The sequence below is a fragment of the Deinococcus murrayi DSM 11303 genome (assembly GCF_000482805.1).
Lineage (GTDB): Bacteria > Deinococcota > Deinococci > Deinococcales > Deinococcaceae > Deinococcus > Deinococcus murrayi.
On sequence record NZ_AXWT01000021.1, the window covers coordinates 1 to 20,876 of the forward strand.

The 20,876-nt window shown below is 70.8% G+C and carries 17 protein-coding genes and 5 tRNA genes; 10 read left to right on the plus strand and 12 right to left on the minus strand.

Translation table 11 applies throughout. The features are described from left to right. From H565_RS0104790 to H565_RS0104805, 4 genes are all read left to right on the plus strand, one after another. On the plus strand, positions 1 to 792 hold a 792-nt coding region (locus tag H565_RS0104790; RefSeq protein WP_027460047.1), incomplete at its 5' end, for a GTP 3',8-cyclase MoaA. Positions 793 to 938: 146 nt separating this feature from the next. Beyond that, positions 939 to 1,631, plus strand: coding sequence for a GntR family transcriptional regulator (locus H565_RS0104795; protein WP_027460048.1), 693 nt, complete (start codon positions 939 to 941; stop codon positions 1,629 to 1,631). Between the two features lie 77 nt (positions 1,632 to 1,708). After that, a complete protein-coding gene (locus tag H565_RS0104800) occupies positions 1,709 to 2,332 on the plus strand; it encodes a TetR/AcrR family transcriptional regulator (RefSeq protein WP_027460049.1) in 624 nt (207 codons plus the stop codon). A gap of 19 nt (positions 2,333 to 2,351) precedes the next feature. After that, positions 2,352 to 3,845, plus strand: coding sequence for an ATP cone domain-containing protein (locus tag H565_RS0104805; protein ID WP_027460050.1), 1,494 nt, complete (start codon positions 2,352 to 2,354; stop codon positions 3,843 to 3,845). Here H565_RS0104805 and H565_RS0104810 read toward each other — a convergent pair. From H565_RS0104810 to lon, 6 genes are all read right to left on the minus strand, one after another. Then, on the minus strand, positions 3,835 to 6,657 hold the full coding sequence (locus H565_RS0104810) for a transglutaminaseTgpA domain-containing protein (RefSeq protein ID WP_027460051.1): 2,823 nt from the start codon (positions 6,655 to 6,657) through the stop codon (positions 3,835 to 3,837). The genes H565_RS0104805 and H565_RS0104810 overlap by 11 nt on opposite strands. 11 nt (positions 6,658 to 6,668) lie before the next feature. Continuing rightward, positions 6,669 to 7,610 (minus strand): AAA family ATPase, encoded by a 942-nt coding sequence (locus H565_RS0104815; RefSeq protein WP_027460052.1) that lies wholly within the window; start codon positions 7,608 to 7,610, stop codon positions 6,669 to 6,671. Positions 7,611 to 7,799: 189 nt separating this feature from the next. Next, entirely contained in the window at positions 7,800 to 8,747 is a 948-nt protein-coding gene (locus H565_RS0104820) for a cation diffusion facilitator family transporter (RefSeq protein WP_027460053.1), read from the minus strand. Between the two features lie 85 nt (positions 8,748 to 8,832). Then, positions 8,833 to 8,907, minus strand: a tRNA-Asn gene (locus H565_RS0104825). A gap of 88 nt (positions 8,908 to 8,995) precedes the next feature. After that, complete coding sequence (locus tag H565_RS0104830) at positions 8,996 to 9,526, minus strand: YqgE/AlgH family protein (RefSeq protein WP_027460054.1); 531 nt, start codon at positions 9,524 to 9,526, stop codon at positions 8,996 to 8,998. Positions 9,527 to 9,778: 252 nt separating this feature from the next. Beyond that, positions 9,779 to 12,250, minus strand: coding sequence for an endopeptidase La (gene lon / locus H565_RS0104835; RefSeq protein WP_027460055.1), 2,472 nt, complete (start codon positions 12,248 to 12,250; stop codon positions 9,779 to 9,781). Between the two features lie 238 nt (positions 12,251 to 12,488). On the opposite strand from lon, the gene H565_RS0104840 reads away from it, so the two are divergent. Next, positions 12,489 to 13,568, plus strand: coding sequence for an alpha/beta hydrolase (locus tag H565_RS0104840; RefSeq protein ID WP_027460056.1), 1,080 nt, complete (start codon positions 12,489 to 12,491; stop codon positions 13,566 to 13,568). On the opposite strand, the gene H565_RS0104845 is transcribed toward H565_RS0104840, so the two are convergent. Next, a complete protein-coding gene (locus H565_RS0104845) occupies positions 13,565 to 14,707 on the minus strand; it encodes an acyl-CoA dehydrogenase family protein (protein ID WP_027460057.1) in 1,143 nt (380 codons plus the stop codon). The two genes, H565_RS0104840 and H565_RS0104845, sit on opposite strands and share 4 nt — an antisense overlap. A gap of 142 nt (positions 14,708 to 14,849) precedes the next feature. On the opposite strand from H565_RS0104845, the gene H565_RS0104850 reads away from it, so the two are divergent. Next, positions 14,850 to 14,926: transfer RNA gene (locus H565_RS0104850), tRNA-His, on the plus strand. 44 nt (positions 14,927 to 14,970) lie between these two features. Further along, positions 14,971 to 15,056 (plus strand) — tRNA-Leu (locus H565_RS0104855). A gap of 169 nt (positions 15,057 to 15,225) precedes the next feature. Here H565_RS0104855 and H565_RS0104860 read toward each other — a convergent pair. Both H565_RS0104860 and H565_RS0104865 read right to left on the minus strand, forming a co-directional pair. Then, a tRNA-Val gene (locus H565_RS0104860) sits at positions 15,226 to 15,300 on the minus strand. A gap of 9 nt (positions 15,301 to 15,309) precedes the next feature. Continuing rightward, a tRNA-Ile gene (locus H565_RS0104865) sits at positions 15,310 to 15,385 on the minus strand. A gap of 87 nt (positions 15,386 to 15,472) precedes the next feature. On the opposite strand from H565_RS0104865, the gene H565_RS0104870 reads away from it, so the two are divergent. Next, entirely contained in the window at positions 15,473 to 16,825 is a 1,353-nt protein-coding gene (locus H565_RS0104870; RefSeq protein ID WP_027460058.1) for a glycogen synthase, read from the plus strand. A gap of 99 nt (positions 16,826 to 16,924) precedes the next feature. On the opposite strand, the gene H565_RS0104875 is transcribed toward H565_RS0104870, so the two are convergent. Next, positions 16,925 to 17,638, minus strand: coding sequence for an alpha/beta fold hydrolase (locus H565_RS0104875; protein WP_027460059.1), 714 nt, complete (start codon positions 17,636 to 17,638; stop codon positions 16,925 to 16,927). A gap of 82 nt (positions 17,639 to 17,720) precedes the next feature. On the opposite strand from H565_RS0104875, the gene H565_RS14345 reads away from it, so the two are divergent. Beyond that, a complete protein-coding gene (locus H565_RS14345) occupies positions 17,721 to 18,461 on the plus strand; it encodes an RNA methyltransferase (RefSeq protein ID WP_034408428.1) in 741 nt (246 codons plus the stop codon). Here H565_RS14345 and H565_RS0104885 read toward each other — a convergent pair. Further along, a complete protein-coding gene (locus tag H565_RS0104885; protein ID WP_027460060.1) occupies positions 18,452 to 18,724 on the minus strand; it encodes a Txe/YoeB family addiction module toxin in 273 nt (90 codons plus the stop codon). The two genes, H565_RS14345 and H565_RS0104885, sit on opposite strands and share 10 nt — an antisense overlap. Next, positions 18,717 to 18,998, minus strand: coding sequence for a type II toxin-antitoxin system Phd/YefM family antitoxin (locus tag H565_RS0104890; RefSeq protein WP_027460061.1), 282 nt, complete (start codon positions 18,996 to 18,998; stop codon positions 18,717 to 18,719). The genes H565_RS0104885 and H565_RS0104890 overlap by 8 nt, the downstream gene beginning before the upstream one ends. A 92-nt stretch (positions 18,999 to 19,090) precedes the next feature. Here H565_RS0104890 and H565_RS0104895 point away from each other — a divergent pair, with 92 nt between their 5' ends. After that, a complete protein-coding gene (locus tag H565_RS0104895; protein ID WP_027460062.1) occupies positions 19,091 to 20,818 on the plus strand; it encodes a sensor histidine kinase in 1,728 nt (575 codons plus the stop codon). Positions 20,819 to 20,876: the final 58 nt, after the last annotated feature.

Sequence of the window (20,876 nt, forward strand, 5' to 3'; positions counted from 1 at the left end):
GAGCCACTGCTGCGGCGGGACCTGCCGGAGCTGGTGGGCCGCCTCGCGGCGCTGGAGGGGGTCGAAGACCTCGCCCTGACGACCAACGGGCTGCTCTTGCCCCGGCTGGCGGCGGACCTGAGGGCGGCGGGCTTGCGGCGCGTCACGGTCAGCCTCGACAGCCTTGACCCGGAGGTCTTCGGGCGCATGAATGGCCTGAACGTGACCCCGGACCGGGTCCTGGACGGCATCGAGGCGGCGTTGCGGGCGGGGCTGCGGGTCAAGGTGAACACGGTCGTGCAGCGTGGGGTGAACGAGGCCGGACTGTCAGAGCTGTGGCGAGCGCTGCGCGACCGAGCGACCGTGCGCTTTATCGAGTTCATGGACGTGGGCAACCACAATGGCTGGAACCTGGCGTCAGTGGTGCCCGCACGGGAGGTGCTCGCCCGCCTCACGGAGGCCGAGCCGGGCCTCGCCTTTCGCCCGGTTGACCCCGCCGAGCGGGGGGAGGTGGCCGCCCGCTACCAGGACGGTGCGGGGCGCGAGGTCGGCCTGATTGCCTCGGTCACTGCGCCCTTTTGCGGCGACTGCTCGCGGGCGCGGCTCTCGGCGGTGGGCGTGCTGTACACCTGCCTCTTTGCCACCTCCGGCACCGACCTGCGCGGGCCGCTGCGGGCTGGGGACAGCGACGAAGCGCTGCGGGGGCGCGTCGCCGCCGTCTGGCAGGCCCGGCAAGACCGCTACAGCGAGGAACGCGGGGAAGCCAGCGCCCGCGCCCAGAGCAAGGTCGAGATGTCGCACATCGGGGGCTAGGGCGAACCGGGGGCCGCACCTGTCTCCCGCCGGGTAGCGCCGCGCCCCCCGGCCCGGTGCTTGTGTCCAGGGGACACCAATCCCTAAGATGAGGCCTCAAGAACGGCAGAAAGCCCCTGCGCTCGCAGCCGGGCTGGGAGGCGAGCATGGCGAAGTACCCGCTAATCAAGACCACCCTCAAAGACCGCTTGTTGGGGGGCCATTACGCCGAAGGCCTGCCCCTGCCCAGCGAACCGCAGCTTGCCCGCGAGTTCGAGGTTTCGCGCATGACCGCCCGCCGCGCCATCGATGAGCTGGAGCGCGAGGGCTACGTCTACCGAGTGCAGGGGGCCGGAACCTTCCCCACAGGGAAGCGCTTCCGCCAGGGCATGTTCCGGGTGCGGCCCTTCAAGGAGTGGGCGCGGCACCCCGACCACCGCACCCACGTCCTGCGCGCGCTGACGGTGGAGGCTACCCCGGAAATCGCCGCGGTGCTGCACCTGGAAGTCGGGGACCCGGTGACCTACGTGCACCGCCTGCGCACGGCGGGTGACGAAGCGCTGGTGATCGAAAAGCGCTACATCAGCGCCGCCCTCGCGCCCTCCCTCCTCGACCATGACCTCGCTTCCGAGAGCATCCACGAGGTGATGATTTCGCTGGGGGTGCCTATCACCCGCGTCGAACAGACCCTGGAAGCCGTCAACCTGCGTCAGGAGGAAGCCGAGCTGTTGCGTGTGCCGCCCGGCACCGCCGCGTTTTTGTTGCGGCGCACAACCTACAGCGGCCCGCAGCGCGTCTCTTACGTCAACTACTGGGTGCGGGGCGACCGCTACGCCTTTCAAGACAGCTTCGAGCCGTAGCGGGCCCCTCGCTCCCGGCCCTGTTCCCCCTTTGAACAGGGTGCAAAATTGAACTCCAAGCGCTATACGTGGGGATTATGGATTCGTCGTCGCTCCGGGAACGCCAGAAAGAACGCCGCCGTGCGCGGATCTACAGCGTGGCCCTCGACCTGTTCAAGCGGGGCGGCTTTCAGGCGACCACCGCCACCGACATTGCGCGGGCCAGCAATGTCTCGCGGGGCACCTTTTTCAACTACTACCCCTACAAGGAAGCGGTGCTGCTCGACTACGGCAGCGAGGTGATGGAGCGCCTGCGCGACAAGGCCGAGGCGCGGCTGGCCGAGGGGGTGCCGCCCCTGACGGCTCTGTACGAGATTTGGGACGACCTCGCCGAGGAAAATCGCCGCGAGCGTGACCTCTTTCCGCCGCTCGCCTACGAGGTGATGAATCCCAACCCAGAGCGGGCCAGGACCGCGTATCAGGCCCTGCCCCTGAGCAAGGTCATCGAGCTGATTTTAAAGCCCCTGCACCAGGCCGGGCAGATTCGCACCGACCTCAGCTTGCAACGCATCAGCAACCTGATTGCGGACACCTACCTCCTCGTCGCCCTGCGCTGGAGCGCCTACGGCACCGACCGCACCCTTCAGGAGGAAACGCGGCTGGCCCTCAACCTGCTGCTGGAAGGAGCGCTGCGGCGCGACCCCCCGGCCCGGCCCTCCTGAGTCCCGCGTTCCTCGTCCCGTGACCCAGCCTGAACTCAGCATCGGCACTCCCCGGCACAGTTGGCCCTTTAGCCGGGGCTTGGTCGTCGAGTCGCTCGTGAATGCGGGCGCGAGCGCTCCGGCGGCGGCCACCGTCGCCCGGCGGGTCGAGCAGGCGCTGCGGCACGCCCGGCGTACCCCCGTGACGCCCGCCGAGCTGCAAGCGCTGATGGTCGACCTCGCGCGGGACACGCTGGGCGAGGAGGTCGCCCAGGCCGCCGCCCGGCAGACCCCCGCCTTTGTGGATATCCCCGTGCAGGCCAAAAAGGGCACCCTGCCCTTTAGCCGGGGCGTGCTGGCCCGCACCCTGGAAGACACGGGTCTCTCGCCGCGCGACGCCTACGGCACCGCGAGCGCGGTGGACGTGCGGCTGCGCCAGTCGGGGCGGCGCGAGGTCACGGTCGCCGAACTCGACGAGCTGACCGAGGCCGTGCTCGCCGAGCGCTACGGCGAGCACCTGCGCCGCACCTACCGCTTTCTGAAGGGCAACCGGGGCCGCCTGGGGGTGGTCAGCGGGGACGGGGGCACGCCCACCCCTTTCAGCAAGGGGCTGCTCGTGCAGTCGCTGCTCGCGGCGGGGGTCGCCCCCGACGTGGCCCGCAAGGTGGCCCGCGTGACCCAGCGCGATCTGCGCGGCAGCGAAGACCGCCTCGTGACCCGCCAGGCCATCCGCGAGAAGGTGGAAGCCCTGCTGCGCGACGAAGTCGGTCCCGACGTCAGCGCCCGCTACCGCCTGTTGCGGGTGATTCGCCGCCCGCCGCGTCCCCTCGTCGTGCTGCTGGGGGGCGTGAGCGGCACGGGCAAGAGTTACCTCGCCGCCGAGATTGCCTACCGCCTGGGCATCACCCGCGTCATCGGCACCGACGCCGTGCGCGAGGTCATGCGGGCGATGGTGTCGCGCGAACTCGTGCCCGGCCTGCACGCGAGCACCTTCAACGCCTGGGAAGCCCTGTGGCCCCCCGGCGAGCCGCGCCCGGAGCGGCCCAGCCGCGCCGCGCTCCTCGCCGGGCTGCGCGACCAGGTGCAGCAGGTCAGCGTGGGGCTGGGGGCGGTGGTGCGCCGCGCCATCGAAGAAGGCACCAGCCTGGTGCTGGAGGGGGTGCACCTCGTTCCCGGCTACCTGCGGGCCGCCGACTTCGCGGGGGCGCTCGTCGTGCCCATGCTGGTGACCCTCCCCGACGAGGCCGAGCACCGCCGCCACTTCGAGTCGCGTGACCGCGAGACGGCGGCCAGCCGCCCCCTGCACCGCTACATGGCCTACTTCGATGAAATCCGCACCATGCAGGACTACCTCGAAGAACTCGCCCGCCGCGAGGATGTGCCCCTGCTCGACGGCCTGACCCTCGACGAGAGCGCCGAGCAAGCGGTCGACGTGGTGCTGCGCCGGGTGATGGCCGCCCTGACGCCGGGAGAGCGGGCCGCGCTGCTGGGGGAAGAGGGGGGCGGCGAGGAAACCGCGGGCCTCAGCCCCTGACCTGCCGCACCGCCGCCCGCAGCTCGGCCAGCGCTGCTCCGTCCCCGCCGTAGCGGGCGCGGTGGTAGGCCTCTGCTGCCCGGCGAAGGGTCTGCGCCTGCGCTGGAGAGTGCGCGGCGGCCCGCTCCGCGTAGGCTGAGGCCGTCTCGCCGGGAGCGCGGGGCAGGCGCAGCCGCCGAGCGAGGTCATCGAGCAGCCGGGCGGCGGGGTCGGGGGCGGGAGAGCGCCGCCGGGCCACGAGCAGGAGCGGCAGCGCCGCAAGCAGTGCCCCGGCAACCCCCAGCGCGAGCAGCGCGGGCCGCCCGCCCACCCCGGCTTCTAGCCGCGCCAGCAGGTCGCGCTGCCGGGGGCCGTCATAGCCCGCGACCCAACTGTTCCAGCGAGTCTGCCAGGCGTCAAAGCGCAGGGCGGCCTGTTCCAGGGGGGCGGGGGGCGGGGGGGTGCTCGCCTCTGGGCGCGAGAGGGCGGTGGGCAGCCCCGCCGTCACCCGGCCCGGCGCGACCGCCGCCGTGGGGTCTACCCGCACCCAGCCCTGGCCCTCCAGCCAGACCTCGGCCCAGGCGTGCGCGTCCTGCTGCCGCACGATGAGATAGCCGCCGTCGGGGTTTCGCTCGCCGCCGAGGTACCCCCCCACCACGCGGGCGGGCACCCCCGCCGCCCGCATCAGGAAAGTGAACGCTGAAGCGTAGTGCTCGCAAAAGCCAGCGCGGGAGCCGAACAGGAACGCGTCTACCCGGTCGCGCCCCGGCAGCGCTGAAGGCGTGAGGGTGTAGCGGAACTCCCCGTCCCGCAGCCACGCCAGCGCCGCCTCCACCCGCTCCGGCGCGGGAAGGGCCGCCCACGACGCGGCGAGTGCCCGCGCCCGCAGACTCTCCTGCGGCGGCAGCCCCAGGTTGAGGCTCAGGCGCTCTGGGGCCTCCCGCACCCCCAGCCGAGCAGCGCGGCCCTGCACGTCGTGGCGGGTGCGGCTCGCCCCCACGCTGAAGGACACGGCCTGAAACGCGGTCGTCAGGAAGGCCCCCGGCGGCAGCGTGGTCGGCGTGTCGAGCACTGGAATCCAGGGCGGGTTGCCGGGTTCCAGGGTCAGGCGGTAGGCCAGCGCCGGGCCGTAGAACTCCAGGGTGGGCGACCCAAAGCGTTCGCGCACCTGCTCCCAGCGCACCCCGTCATAGCGCTCGTAGACCGGGCCGCGCCAGTAGCGCTCCTCTGGGGGGGGGAGGGGGCCAGCGAACTCGGCGCGAAAGGCCACGGCGCGGCTCTGGGCCAGCTCGCTGTATTCGCCCGCCGTAATCTCGTTCGCCAGCCCAGTCTGCGCGGCCTGCACCGGAAGGTGCCACAGCGGGCCGTCGGGCCGGGGAAACAGCAGGAAGAGGGCGAGCATGAGTGGCGTGCCCAGCGCTGCGAGCCGGGCCGCGCCCCCCAGCGCCCCCCGCCCCCCCACGTCCGGCCCGTTCCAGCGCCCCAGCGCGGCGAGCAGGCCCACCAGCCCCAGCGCGACGTGTGCCGCCGCGAGCGGTCCCTGTCCGAAGAAGAGGTGTGTGAGCAGCACGAACACGCCCAGCAGCGCGAGCAGCCGGGCGTCCCGCCGAGTGCGCGTCTCGGCGGCCTTGAGGGTGACGAGCAGCCCCAGGAGGGCCGTGCTCGCCTCGCGGCCCAGCAGGGTGCCGTACGCGGCGTTCAGGGCGACGAAGCCTAGCCCCGCGAGCAGCCCCAGCATCCAGCTCGGCGGGGCGGGGAGGTGCGGGCGGCGGGTCCGCAGGGCCGCGTACCCCAGCAGCCCGGTCTCCAGCCCAGTGAGCCATGCGGGCTGCCGCAGGGCGGCAGGGGCCAACGCGAAGGCCAGCGCGAGCAGGGCGAAGCGGAGCGGAGCGCCGGGCAGCGGGGCCGGGCGGGGGCGGCGGGAAAAAGCCGCTGGCGGGGGGGTGGGCCAGGGCTGCACCTCCGCCAGCGCTGCGCGGGCTGCCGCCGCGTGCGCCTCCCCCACGCCGGGGGGCAGGGCGCGGCCCGGCAGCGTCAGGCGAAAGGGCGTCCCCGTGCGCCGCGCCCCCTCCACCCAGGCGGCCAGGCGTGAGAGGCGGGCCTCGCCGTCCGGCAGGGCAGCCGTCTGCGCCCAGTCCAGCGCGAGCACCCGGCCCGCGGGCGCGTCCGTCTCGCGAACCACGGGCGTACCCAGGCGGGCCGCGTGCCGCCATGACACCTGCCGGGGCGAGTCGCCGGGCTGGTAGGGCCGCAGCCCGCTGAAGTCGTCCGGGCCGGGACCGCGCCGCCCCGTCTCCTCGCCCGCGCCGGGGAAGGGGTCGGGGGGCGGCGGCGCTCCCGCCTCTGGCCGCGGGGCGACCGGGAGGGGGGCCGGAATCGGGAGGGGCCGCCACACCGCCCACAGCCCCAGGGGGTCGAGGGCGGCGACAATAGGCCGGGAGAAGGACAGAAGGCCACGGGCCGGAGTGGGAACGGGGACGGTGACCTCGGCCAGGCCCCCCGCCGGGACGCGCCCCAGTCCCTCGGCCCCCGGCTCCAGCCGCACCAGGACGGCTCCCCCCGGCCCCCGGCTCTCCAGCCGCACCGTGAAGGAGGCCGTGTCCCCCGCGACCGCCGCAGCCGGGGACGCCACCCGCCCGGACAGGCCCCGCCCTGCCCGCAGCGCCTGCGCCGCCGCCGCTACCCACACGCCCGCCAGCAGAAAGGTCACCGCGTACCCCAGCCCCAGCGAATAGTTGATGCACCCCACCAAGGTCACGAGGGTGAGGCCCAAAAAGGCCGTCCCCAAGCGGGTGGGCCGCAGGGAGCCGGAGGGGGGCGGGGCGGGGGCCATCGCAGGGCAGGTCAGGGAATGGGCGTCTCGGCGAGCAAGCGGGCCAGCACGTCGGAGGACGTTCCGCCGCGCACCGGGAGGCGGTGGCCCGCTACGCTGGGAAAGACCGCCTGCACGTCCTCCGGCAACACCATCCCGCGCCCGGCAAGGTAAGCCCAGGCCCGCGCCGCCGCCAGCAGCCCCAGCAGGGCGCGGGGACTCAGGCCCGGCCCCAGTGCCGGATGCTCGCGGGTGGCGCGGGCAAGTGCTTGCAGGTAATCCAGCAGCGGCCCCGCCGCGTACACGGCCTCCACCTCCCGCCGGGCCGAGCGCAGGCTTTCCGCGTCCAGCACTCCCGTAAGCTCGCGCACCACGCCCCCTCGCCCGCCCGTCTCCAGCAGGGTGCGCTCGGCGCGGGCGTCGGGGTAGCCCAGCGTGACCGACATCAGGAAGCGGTCGAGCTGCGCTTCGGGCAGGGGCGAAGTGCCCACAAACGCCGCCGGATTCTGGGTGGCGATGACGAAAAAGGGGTCCGGAAGGGGCCGCGTGACCCCGCCCTCGCTGACCTGCCGTTCCTCCATCGCTTCGAGCAGCGCACTCTGGGTGCGGGGGGCGGCGCGGTTGATTTCGTCGGCAAGCAGGACTTCGGAGAAGATGGGGCCGGGCTGGTACCGGAAGACCCCCGCCGGGGCGTCCCAGACGCTCACGCCCAGCAGGTCGGCGGGCAGGAGGTCCGCCGTGAACTGCACCCGCCGGAACGAGAGGCCCAGCGTGCGCGAGAGCGCGTGCGCCAGCGTGGTCTTGCCGACGCCGGGCTGGTCCTCGATGAGGAGGTGCCCCCCCGCCAGCAAGCAGGCCAGCGAGAGGCGCACCTGTTCCGGCTTGCCCAGAATCACCCCGTCGAGCTGTGCGAGCGCCCGGCCCACCGCCGCCGCACTGGCCGAGGGAGAGAGAGCGGCGGACACGCGCGTCATGGGGGCGAGTTTAGCCGCGCCCCTCTGACAGAACTGCGACATCGGGCGCGGCCTTATATAGATGCCGGAGAATCCGTTGCAGCCCCTTCGCTCCGCTACGGTACTTTCACTCCCCTCCGTCATCCTTATTTCCTTCTCCCGCTGGTCGGGATTCACAGTTCTTCCAGAACTGTTCATCCGGAAGCCTTGTTAAGCGTGCAGCGCGTCCCGGTCCTCGCAGGGCTGCCCCTCGACTTCGGGTTGCAGGGTGACGTGCGTCAGGCCGTGGCGCTCGCGCAGCAGTTGCCGGGCGCGGACGAGCACGGCGGCGGCGTCGGCCCCCCCCGCCACCTCTACATGCGCCGTCAAAATCGGCTGCCCCGCCGTAATCGCCCAGACGTGCAGGTCGTGGATGCCCCGCACCCCCGGCACCCCGCGCAGGGTGGCCCGCACCGCCCGCACGTCCAGGCCCTGGGGTGCCCCCTCCAGCAGCACGTTCACGCTGTCAAGCAGCAGGCCCCACGCACTGCGCAGGATGAGCAGGCCAATCAGGGCGCTCACCAGGGGGTCAGCCACCGTCCACCCCGGCCCCAGCACCAGCAGCGCGGCGACGATGGCCCCCACCGACCCCAGCAGGTCGCCCAGCACGTGCAGGTAGGCCCCGCGCACGTTGAGGCTGTCCCGCTGCCCCCCGTGCAAGATGGCGGCGCTCACCAGGTTGGCGACCAACCCGGCCCCCGCGACCGCCAGCATGACCCCGCCCTGCACCTCCGGCGGCTGGGAGAGCCGGGTAGAGGCTTCCCACAAAATCCACAGCGTGAGGAGCAGCAGCGCTGCCGCGTTCACAAAAGCCGCCAGAATCTCGACCCGGTAAAAACCATAGGTCCGCTCTGGAGTGGCTGGGCGGCGGGCAAAGCGCACCGCAAAGAGGCTCAGCGCCAGTGCTGCCACGTCGGACGCCATATGCCCCGCGTCCGAGAGCAGCGCCAAACTTCCCGACACCAGCCCGCCGATGATTTCCAGGCCCATGAAGGTCGCCGTAACCCCCAGCGCGAGGCTGAGGCGCCGGGCGTCGGCCCCGTGGCCGTGCGCGCGCCCTGGCCCGTGGCGGTGTCCGGCGTGGTCATGCTCATGCTCGTGGGGTGCACAGTCACTCATTGGGCCTCCGAAGACGCAGTGGCAGGCAAAAGACCCCCTCAGTCTAGCGCAAAAAAAGCCCCCGCCGGTGGGCGGGGAGGTTTGCTGGCTCGGCAGGTTGGGGTCGAACCAACGACCGTCCGATTAACAGTCGGATGCTCTGCCACTGAGCTACTGCCGAATACCGCTGCTGCGTTTGCTGCGGGCGGGCCGTTTCCGGCGCGAGAGGGAGAGTACCACGGGTCCGGCCCTTTTGCAAGGGGAGCACTTCAGGCCTGCGCCCCGCCGGGCATAATCGTGCCCGGATTCACGCCCAAGCGGTCGAGGGCGGCTTGCCAGCGTTCCTCTGCGGGCACGTCCCAAATCAGCTCTGGCGTGTCTTGTTCGACCCACAGCCAGGTGCCCTCGCGGGCCTCTTCGGTAAGCTGGCCCGCCGCCCACCCCGCGTAGCCCAGCAGCAGCATGTAGGGCTGACCCGATGCCATGACCGCGTGCAGGACGTCTAGGCTGCTCGTCACGCACAGGCCGGGCGAGAGGCGCACCTCGCCGGGCACCTTGAGCGCCTCGCGGTACAGGCACCAGCCCACCCCCGGCTCGACCGGACCGCCCGCCCAGGCGGTGCCCGCGCCCGTGTTGGGCGCGTCGGGGAGCAGCTCGGCCACGCTCTGGCTCAGGGGCGCGTTGATGAGGAGGCCCATCGCGCCCGACCCGTCGTGTTCCAGCAGCAGAATCACGGCCCGCTCAAAGGCGCTGCCGCGCAGGTGAGGGCTGGCGACCAGGAACGTCAGCGGGACGGTCATGGGTTCAGGATAGTGGGGCCTGGGCAGGGCAGGGGGCACAAGCGCAGGCCCCCCGCCGCGGGTGGGGGCGGGGGGCCGCAAAAACAGGGGCTTTGTACGGGTTCCGTCTGTTTCGTGAACAAACCGGAACAGCGCCGACTTGTTCACTCCACGCCCGGAACCCGTTTTTCTCCTCCTCACTCCGCTCGGATTTCCAGGTTGACAGGTCAACCTTTCAATCACAGTCAGTTCAATCGGAGTCAGTCTTACGCATTACGCACTCGCGCCGGGGCTGCGGCGGCTCGTTCGGCGCTTGGCAGGCGGGGGGGCCGTTTCTGCCGCGCCCGCCGCCGGGCCACGCGGGGTTTCCAGGGCTTTCAGGCCACCCACCAGCGCCACGTCGAGGACCTGGTCGACCGTCTCGCAGGGGTGGAAACGCATGGACGAGCGCAGGTGCAACGGGATGTCGCGCAGGTCACCCTCGTTCGCTTTCGGCATGATGATGTGCTTGATTCCGGCGCGGCGAGCACCCAGCACCTTTTCCTTCAAGCCGCCGATGGGCAAGTACCGCCCGGTGAGGGTCATCTCGCCCGTCATCGCGACGTCGTGCCGCACGGGAATGCCGCTCAGGGCCGAAATCAACGAGGTGACCATCGCGCCGCCCGCCGAGGGGCCTTCCTTGGGAATCGCGCCCGCCGGAACGTGGATGTGGATTTCGCTGTTCTCGATGCGGTCACGGTCGAGGTGGAAGCGCTCGGCGTTGCTCTTGGCGTAGGTCAGGGCGGCGCGGGCCGACTCCTTCATGACGTCGCCGAGCTGTCCGGTGAGCACGAGACCCTTGCCGGGCATCACGCTGGTCTCCACGAAGAGGATGTCGCCGCCCACCGGGGTGTAAAACATCCCAGTCGAGACACCCACCTTGTCCTCCTGGCCCTCGCTTTCGGGCACGAAGCGGGGCTGGCCGAGGTAGCGGTCGAGTTCCTTGTCGGTGACCTTGACGCGCTTGACCTCGCCCGTGGCGATGCGGCGGGCCACCTTGCGGGCCACGGTGCCGATTTCGCGCTCCAGGTTGCGCACGCCCGCTTCCCGCGTGTAGTGGCTAATCAGGCGCTCTAATGCCGCGTCCGTAAAGCTGAGCTGATTGGCCTTGAGGCCATTGGCCGCGAGCTGCCGCGGCAGCAGGTAACGCTTGGCGATTTCCAGCTTCTCCTGCTCGATGTAGGAGGAAAACTCGATGACCTCCATGCGGTCCATCAGCGCGGGCGGAATCTGTTCGGGGTAGTTCGCGGTGGCGATGAACATGACCTCCGAGAGGTCAAAGGGCACACCGAGGTAGTGGTCGGTGAAGTGCTGATTTTGCGCGGGGTCGAGGACCTCCAGCAGCGCCGCCGAGGGGTCCCCCTGGTAGCTGGTGCCCAGCTTGTCGACCTCATCGAGCAGGATGACCGGGTTCTTGGTGCCCGCCGTGCGGATGCCCTGGATGATGCGGCCCGGCATCGCCCCGATATAGGTGCGGCGGTGGCCCCGGATGTCCGACTCGTCGCGGGCACCGCCCAGCGCAATCCGCACGTACTTGCGCCCCAGCGACTTGGCGATGCTCTGGGCGATGGAGGTCTTGCCCACGCCGGGAGGGCCGGTAAAGACCAGGATTGGCCCCTTGTTGACCTCGGCGGCGTCGAGTTCGCCGCGCTCGGCCCGCTCGCGGCGCAAGCGGCGCACCGCCAGGAACTCCAGGACCCGGTCTTTGACCTTTTCCAGGCCGTAATGGTCCTCGTCAAGGATGTGCGCGGCCTCGCCCACGTCGAGGCGGTCCTCGCTGCGGACATTCCAGGGCAGCTCGGTCATCCAGGTGAGGTAGGTGCGAATCACCGAGGCCTCGGCGGCGTCGGGGTGCATCCGGGCGAGGCGGTTCACCTCGCGGTCCACCTCTTTCTTGACCTCAGCGGGGAGGCCCAGCGCCTCGATTTTGGCGCGGAAGGCTTCGGCCTCGTCACCCTCGTCGCCGTCATCGCCGCCCTGCAACTCCTTTTGGATGACCTTCATCTGCTCGCGCAGGTAGTACTCGCGCTGGTTTTTGTCAATCTCTTCCTTGACCTGAGCGCGGATGCGGGCCTGCACGGCCTGAACCTCCTGCTCGGTGTCGAGCAGCGTGAGCACCCGGCGCACCCGGTCGGTCAGGCGGACGGCTTCCAGCACCGCCTGCTTGTCTTCGAGCTTGAAATCGAGGTGGAAGGCGATGTGGTCGGCCATCTCGCCGGGGTCTTCCTTGCTCTGGATGGCCTGCACGCTCTCCGCCCCGATGCGCCCGCCCTGAGCGACCGTCTCGAACTTCTCGCGCAGCTCGCGGGTGAGCGCCCGCAGCTCGACGGGGTCGCCCGGCTCGGTTTCCAGGGCCTCCACTGCGGCAGTGAGGTACTCGCCCCGCTCGTAGCGGGTGACGCGCACCCGTGCGGTTGCAGCCACCAGCATCTGCACGGTGCCGTCGGGATTTTTGCGCACGCGCAGCACGTTGCAGGCAGTGCCGACGTCATAGAGGTCGGCTCCCTGCGGGTCGTCGACGTCCTTGTCGCGCTGCGAGACAATCAGGATAACCTTGTCGCCGTTCAGGGCCGCCTCGATGGCCTTGATCGAGAGGGCACGGCTGGCGTCGATGTGCTGCACCATCGTCGGGTAGATGACGCTGCCGCGCACCGGGCACACGGGCACGGTGGCGGGCAATGGCGTAGACGAAAGCGGGTTGGGCATAGAGGCTCCTTTGTGACGCCGAAGCGGACGCTGTAGCAGGGTCTCCGGCGGAAAGCGTTACCAGGAAACTTGAGTGTGAGTATATCAAGTTTCGGAGGAGGGGGCAAGGCCTGGCACGCCGGGGCGGGGACGGGCCGCACCCCGTCTGCCACGCCAAAAGCCTACCGCCGCTTGGCTGACGCGGCCCTCACCGGTCACTGAAATGACCTTGAGACGAGCGGGAAGCCATACTGGGGCCATGCCCCGCGTCGTGTTCCGGCTGTCCGTGCCCCCTCCCGTGCCGGGGGCCGTCCTCTTTCTGACGGGAACCCACCGGGGCTGGAGCGACGAGCCGCAGGGCTGGACCTTCGCCCCCGACGGGACGCTGCGGGCCGAGGTGCCCCAGGGGGCGCTGCTGAACGTGAAGGTGCGGGCGCTGGGGCCAGACGGCAGGGTCACCGAGGAGGGGGACCGCTGGGGAGGCCGCGCCCCGGCTCACCGGCTTGTGGTGCATGGGGACACCACCCTCGACCTTCCGGTAGCGGGATGGCAGGACGAACAGGGGGGCCAGGGTCGTCCCGCCCGCAGCGCCCCGCCCCGCGAGACGGTCTCGCTGGCGGCCCCCTGGGGCGAGCAACCCGTGCGGCTGTGGTGGCCGCAGGGGACGGCGGCGGGGGATGAGCTGCCCCTCCTGATTCTGCACGACGGCCAGAACGTCTTTGACGAAGGTCCCTCCTTTGCGGGCGAGAGCTGGGACGCGGCGGGGGCGGCAGGGGCGCTCGCGGACATGGGCTTTCCCTGCCGCCTCGCCGCCCTTCCTGTGAACGAGGAACGCAACCGCCGCTACGTGCCCTTCCCCTTCGAGTTCAACGGCTTCGCGTCCGGCGCGGACGAGTACGCCGACTGGCTGCGGGGCACGCTGTTGCCGCACTTGCGGGAGCGCTTCGGCCCCCTGCCGCCGCAGCGGGTGGCCTTGGCGGGGTCGTCGTTCGGTGGCCTCATCACCGCCTACGCGGGGCTGCGCGACCCTGGCACCTACGGGACGCTGGGCGTCTTTAGCCCCGCGCTCTGGCCCGCCGACCATGCCTTCTTGCGTTGGCTGGAGGGCCGCGCCGACCCTCAGGCCCGCGTGTGGCTCGACATGGGGGACCATGAGGGCAGCTCCCTGGAGAGCGCCGCCGCCCTGGTCCGGCTCACCCACGACCTCGCCGCCAAGTTGCGCCCGCGGGTGCGCGAGGTCCGGGTCACGGTGGGCGCGGGCCACTGGCACGATGAATCCGCTTGGCGCGAGCGGCTGCCGGAGTTTCTGCGGTGGTGGCTGAGGGGGTGGGGAGCCTAGGCGAGCAGGTCCCGCGCGATGATGAGCTTCTGAATCTCGCTGGTGCCCTCGTAAATCCGCAGCAGCCGCTGGTCACGGTAGTAGCGCTCGACGGGCGAGTCTTTCATGTAACCCATCCCACCGGCGACCTGCACGGCCTTATCCGCGACCTGCGAGAGCATCTCGGTGGCATAAAGTTTGGCGACCGACGCCATGCGGCGCACGTCCTGTCCCTCGTCCACCATCCAGGCGACTTTCTGCCACAGCAGGCGGCTGGTCTGGATGGCGACCTCCATTTCGGCCAGCATGAACTGCACGGCCTGAAACTCCGCGATGGGCTGCCCGAACTGCTCGCGGGTCTTGGCGTGCGCGACCGAGAGGTCGAGGAGCCGTTGCATCGCACCCGTCGCCCTCGCCGCGATGCCCACCCGCCCGTTCGTCAGGATGCCCAGCGCCTCGCGGTAGCCCAGATGCTCAGGGCCGAGCAGGTTCGCGGCGGGCACTTCGGCGTCTTCAAAGATGACCTCGGCGGAAAGGGACCCCTTCTGGCCCATCTTTTCGTCAATCTTGCCGATGGTGACGCCGGGCGTGCGGCCCGGCTCCACCAAAAAGGCGCTCATGCCGCGGGTGCCCCGCGCCGGGTCCGTCACCGCGATGACGGTGAGCAGCCCCGCGACCGGCGCGTTGGAGATGTAATGCTTGGTGCCGTTCAGGACGTACACGTCGCCCCGGCGCTCGGCCCGCGTGCGGATGTTGGCCGCGTCCGACCCACTCGACGGCTCGGTGATGGCGAAGCCCGCGATGCACTCGCCGCTGGCCATCCTTGGCAAGAACCGCCGCTTTTGTTCCTCGGTGCCGAGCCTCACCAGCCCGCTGGTGCCGATGCTGGCGTGGGCGCTGATGACGCCGCCAAAGCCCATGTGCCCCTGCCCCAGCGCCTCGTACACCGCGCAGCGGCCCAAGGCACCCAGCCCCACCCCGCCGTATTCCTCCGGGATACTCAGGCCGAACAGCCCCAGCTCGGCGGCCCCACGCAGCAGTTCGGGCGGGACCCGGTTGGTGTCCTCAATCTCGCGGGCACGAGCTTCAACCACTTCCAGCATGAAGCCGCGCACCGCCGCCTGCATCTCTCGCAGGTCCTCCGGCAGGGTGAAGTTCATAGGTAGGAGACAGGCTACGCCGATCAGGGGGGAGTGGGAAGGGGGGGCAAGACAAGGAAGAGGAGAGATAAGCCACTTCCCCGCATTGACATCCGGCTGCGGCGCGTCTAAGCTGTGTGGGCCTGCGAAAGCGGCGCATGCGGTGGGTTTAGCTCAGCTGGTTAGAGCGCCGCTCTGTGGAAGCGGAGGCCGTGGGTTCAAGTCCCATAACCCACCCCAGGTGTTCCCGGACCCCGCCCCAGCGTGAGGTCCGGGGCTTTTTTGCGGGGATGGCGGAACTGGTAGACGCACCAGACTTAGGATCTGGTTCCCATAGGGAGTGAGGGTTCAAGTCCCTTTCCTCGCACCAGCACAAAGCACGAGATGCAAAAGGCAGCAGAAGGCACTGGCCGGCGGGGTCGGTGCTTTTTGCGTGTGGACCTGGCCGCGGGGGCCGCCCTGGAGAGCAGGGGCTACGCGCCCCCCGCCCTGCGGCACCCGTCAAAAGAAAAACCCCGGCTGAGCCGAGGTCGTCTGTCTGGTGGGCGGTACGTGATTTGAACACGTGACCCCTCGCGTGTGAAGCGAGTGCTCTACCGCTGAGCTAACCGCCCCCACAGTGCTGGTGGGCCCTGCCGGATTTGAACCGGCAACCAATCGGTTATGAGCCGACTGCTCTGACCGTTGAGCTAAGAGCCCCTGGGCCGGGCGAGCGAGGGGAAGTGTAACGGGGGGGGCCGCCCCTTGTCAAACGGGGGCGGGCCGGGGGGTGGTAGCGTGCGGGCCATGCGGGTCTTGCACGTGGCGGCTGAGGTCTATCCCTACTCCCGGTCGGGCGGGCTGGGCGACGTGCTCGCCGCGCTTCCGGCAGCGCAAGCCCGGCAGGGGGCCGAAGTCACGGTGCTCTCGCCGTGGTACGGGGCGCTGTCGGGCACGCCGCCAGAGGTCTGGCGCGGCGACCTGCCCGGCGTCGGCCCCGTGCGAGTGGGTGAGCTGCGGATGGGCGGCGTGCACTTCCTGTTTCTGGGGCTGCCCGCCTTTGACCGCTCCGGCCTCTACCACCCCGACGACGTGGAGCGCTTTTGCGCCTTCGGGCGGGCCGCTCTTCCAGCGCTGGCGGCGCTGGGGGTGCGCTCCGACGTGCTGCACGGCCACGACTGGCAAGCGGGGCTGGCGGTCGCGCACGCGCACCTGGCGGGCTGGCGCACGGCCTTTACCATCCACAACCTCCAGTACCAGGGCCGCTGGAACCTGGCCGAAGCCCGCGCCTGGACCGGGCTGCCGGAGTGGGCCTTTTCCTCCGAGGGGGTGGAGTTTCATGGGGACCTCAACCTGATGAAAGCGGGGCTGACTTTCGCGGACCACGTGACCACCGTCAGCCCGACCTACGCGCAGGAAATCACCACGCCGGAGTACGGGGAGGGGCTAGACGGCCTGCTTGTGCGGCTGACGCGGGAAGGGCGGCTCACGGGCATCCTCAACGGCCTGGACCAAGAGCGCTGGAACCCGGCCACCGACCCGGAGGTCGTGCCCTTCGGCGACCCGGCGGGCAAAGCGCCCAACCGCGAGCGCCTGCGGGCCGAGTTCGGGCTGGACGCGGCCCCGGTACTGGGGGTGGTCAGCCGCCTCGCGGAGCAAAAGGGCATGGACCTGCTGCTGATGAGCCTGCCAGAGCTGGTGCAGGAATGGAATGTGGTCGTGCTGGGGGGCGGAGACCCCCTCCTGACCGCTGCGCTGACGGGCTGGGGGTATCACCCGCGGGTGCGCTTCGTGGCCGGGATGAACGAGGCCCTCGCGCACCGCATCTACGCGGGGGCGGACGCCTTTGCCATGCCCAGCCGCTTCGAGCCGTGCGGCCTCTCGCAGATGATTGCCCTGCGCTACGGCACCCTGCCCGTTGTGAGGGCCACCGGGGGGCTGGTGGACACGGTCCCGCACGACGTGGGATTTTTCTTTACCCCGCCCTCCCCGCCCGCCCTCAGTGCCGCCTGCGCCGAGGCCCGCCGAGCGCTGGACGACCGCGCCGGGTGGGAAGCCCGCATGGAACGCGCCATGAGCCTGGACTTCGGCTGGGAGAGCCCGGCCCGGCACTCCCTAGAGCTGTACGAGCGGCTTAAGGACACTGCGTTTATCTTTTAGATAAACCGCGCGGAGCGCGTGGCAGAAAAAGTACGTTGAACTGGGAATGGAGCAGTTTCGGTGCCCTCCCGAAAATGCGGAATGTTAAGTTCAACGTACTCAGCTCAGGAACTCCAGCAGCGCCGCGTTAAAGGCCGCCGGGTTGTCGAGGTTGGAGAGGTGCGCCGCCCCCGGCAGGACCCGCAGCTCGCCGCGCCCCGCGTCGGCGAGTTCCTGGGCGTACTCCACGGGGGTGATGTCATCTTCCTCGCCGACGAGCACGAGGAGGGGCACCGCCAGCCCCCGCAGGGCGTCGCGGCCCTCGCCCCGCACCGCCATCGCCCGCAGCGCCCCGGCGATGCCCTCACGGGAAGCCGCCTCGATCATCGGGCGCACCCGGCGGAAGGTGGCGGGCGAGTGCTCCTCCTCGGCGGCGGCCACGATGAAGCCCGCGCCTCCTGCCTCCACCCGGTCGGCCTGCTCGCGGCGGTCCTCGGCCTTTTCGGGGGGGTCGGCCCGCAGGGTCGTGTCGGCGAGCACCACGCGGGCGAAGCGCTCCGGGGCCTGCCGCAGCAGCTCCAGCGTCAGATACCCGCCCATGCTCAGGCCGACCACGGCGAGCGGCTCTCCCTGGGGCAGCGCCGCGAGCAGGTCACGGGCGGCGTCCTCCAGGGTGGTGATGGCCCCCGCCTCTCCCCCAAAGCCGGGAAGGTTGGGCGCGATGACGGTGAAGCCCGCCTCTTCCAGCGCCGCCCGCTGGTCGTCCCACATGGCGGCGGAGAGGGGGTAGGCGTGGAGCAAGAGCACGGTGCGGGGGGCATGGGGGGCCGTCATGGCCCTTAGGCTAGGGCGGGTGAGCGGCGGGGGCCATTGAGCGGGCCTTGAGCTGAGGAGAAGCCGCGCTAGCATCGCGGGTGTGAACCTCGCCGTCGTCCTCGTCTCTCCCAAAACGCCCGGCAATATCGGCTCGGCGGCCCGCGCCATGCTGAACATGGGTGCCCAGGACCTGCGGCTGGTCGCCCCCCGCTGCGACCCCCTCGACCCGCAGGCGGTGGCCATGGCGGTCCACGCGGCGGACCTGCTGCGCGGGGCACGGGTCTATCCCACCCTGCGCGAGGCCCTGGCTGACCGTGACCTCAGCGTGGGCACCTCGGCCCGCCTGCGCGCCGACCTCCCGGCCCCCCGCCACCCCGCGCAGGTGCGGCCCCTGGTGCGGGCGGCCGCGGCCCCGGCGGTGGTGTTCGGGCCAGAGGAAACCGGGCTGGTCAACTCGGACCTGGAGCAGTGTCAGGTCACCGTGCGGGTGCCCACCGGCGAGTATGCCAGCCTGAACGTCGCGCAGGCCGTCTTGCTGGTGTGTTACGAGTTCTTGCAAGCGCAAGACGAGCTGCCCGAATACCGCCGGAAAATGGCCACCCGCGAGGAGATGGAGGCGATGTACGGCCACCTGCACGAGACCATGCGGCTCATCGGCTACACCGACGCGGTCCGCGCCCGGCACACGCTGCGGCTGTGGCGGGCGATGCTCGACCGCTCGCTGATGAGCAGCGCGGAAAGCCGCCTCTTCCGGAGCTTTCTGCGGCAGGTCGAGTGGAAGGTGCGCGACGCGGCGCGGCGGGGCGCGGTGGGGGGCCAGGGGGAGGACCCTCAGCCGTAGTGATAGCGGCCTTGCAGAAAGTCAATCCGGTTCTCGCGGACCAGGTACACCAATCGGTGCTCGTCGGTCAGGCGGCGTGACCAGAGGTTGGGGCCGAGATACTTGAGGGGTTCAGGCTTGCCCATCCCCGCGAAGGGGTCGCGCAGCACGAGTTCGACGAGCCGCAACAGCCGCAGCGCCGTCTTGCGGTCCGTCTGAACCCAATAGGTCAGGTCCTCCAGGGACTCCGGCTGAAAGACGGCCAGACGGGGGTCATCATTCACCGTCCAGACCCGCGCGGTGCCGAAGGTCAGCGGGCGTGAGGGGTTTGCCACCCCCCTCCAGCGCCCGCTGAAGCGCCGTCAGCAGACGCCGGGCATTGCCGGGCGAGCGCAGCAGATGGGCCGTTTCCTGGAGGCTGCGCAGCTCGTCGGCGGCGATAAGAGCGACGCTTTCCCGTCCGCGGCGCTCGATAATCACCGTCTCACGGTCGTTGACGGCCCGATCCATCAGGGTCGCCAGCTCCGCACGAGCCTGAGTGTAAGTTCGCTCAATCACCCCCCCAGGATACCGGATTTGTTGTACAGAAATGCTGTACAAGGTTTGGTAGGCTCCTGTGTGGGGGAGGTCTCCTCCCTACACTGTCCCCCATGACTGAGGTGCCCGCTGCCCCACCCGCCGTGCGCCGTTCCCTCCCGGTGAGAGACTGGCCGCTGTCGCGCCGGGTGCGGCTGCTGCGCAACGTGCTGCCGCCCCTCATCGTGCTCGTGGTGGCGGTGGTCGAGCTGCTCATTGCGCGGCTGCCGGACCCCCGCGCCGAGGTCTGGGCACACCTGCTCTTTTACGGGCTGGTGGGGCCAGCGGCCACCTTTTTCAGCGTGGAGTGGATTGCCCAGGGCACCCGCGCCCGCGAGCGGGCCGAGCGCGAGCTGCGGGCCACCTACGCGCAGCTCAGCGCCTCGCATGGGCAGCTTCAGGCCGTGCAGGAGCTGATGCGCGACCTCAGCGGGGCACCCGACCTCGGCGCGGTGGTGGAAGTCGCGGCGCGGGGGGCGGTGCGGGCGACCGGGGCCGCGCACGCCACCCTGACGGTGCCGGGGGGCCTCAGCGCGGCGGCGGCGGGTGAGGGGGGGGCAGCGGGAGAGGCCCGCTTTCCGCTGCGGGTGCCCATCCCCGGCGGGGGGGCGCTCGCCCTGCACTTCGCGGAGCCGCCAACGCCGGAGACCGAGGCCCTCGCTCAGGCCATCGCCGCCGAGGTCGCGACCGGGGTGGAGGCGGCCCGGCAACGCACCCTGGACTTGATGACCCTCTACAGCGTCGACCAGTCCATCCGCGCTGAGCGCAACATGCGCCGCCTCCTCGCCCGCGTGACGCGCAACATGGCCGAGCGGGTGCAGGCCGGAGCGCGCGCCGCCTACCTGCGCGACCAAGACGGCCTCCTGCGGCTGGAATACGCCGAGGACTGGCAGGGCGAGCGCGGCGGGCGCGGGTCCCTCGCTCCCCCCTTTGTCGAGCGGGTGGCCGAGGCCGGGACGCCGCTGGTTGCGGCAGAAGACGAGGCCGCCGAGGTCTTTCCCGGCGCGACCTCCGCCCTGGGCTTTCCCATGCGTGACGAGCAGGGGCTGGTGGGGGTGCTGGTACTGGGCGGGCGGGGAGCCGGAGCTTTTGACGATGCCCGGCTGCCCCTGCTCGCGCTCCTGGCCGCGCAGGCTGCGCTGGGGGTGCGCAATGCCCGCGCCTACCTGTACTCGGAAGAACTCGCCATCAGCGACGAACGCGCCCGCATCGCCCGCGAGATTCACGACGGGGTGGCGCAGTCGCTCGCCTTTGCCGCCCTCAAACTCGACGTGGTGGCCCGGCAGCTGCGGGGCGACCCAGACGGGGCCGAAGCCGAGGTCCGCGCCGCGACCGCCCTGCTGCGCGAGCAGATTCGGGAGGTGCGGCGCTCCATCTTCGCCCTGCGCCCCATCGACCTGGAGCGCTACGGCCTGCTGGAGACGGTGCGGCGCTACGTCGAGGACTTCGGGCAGCAAAACAACATCCGCACTACGCTGAACGTCACCGGGGACATCCACCTCGCGCCGGGCGACGAGGCGGTGGTCTTCCGCATCTTGCAAGAGAGCCTCAACAACGTCGCCAAGCACGCCCGCGCCCGCGAGGTCACGGTCAGCCTACACGGGGGGCACCGGGTCACCCTGCGCGTGCAGGATGACGGCGCGGGCTTCGACCCCTCGCAGGTGTCAGGCCGCGTCAGCAGCGCCGGGGGCCTGGGCCTGATGCAGATGCGCGAGCGGGTGGAGAGCCGGGGCGGAACCTACCGGGTCCTCAGCGAGCCGGGCCACGGAACGCTGGTGGAAGCGGAGGTGCCGCAGGCGTGAGGGCAGCGACCAGCTTCCAGCAGCCAGCTCGCCCACTTCTGCTGCTGGCGGCTGGTTG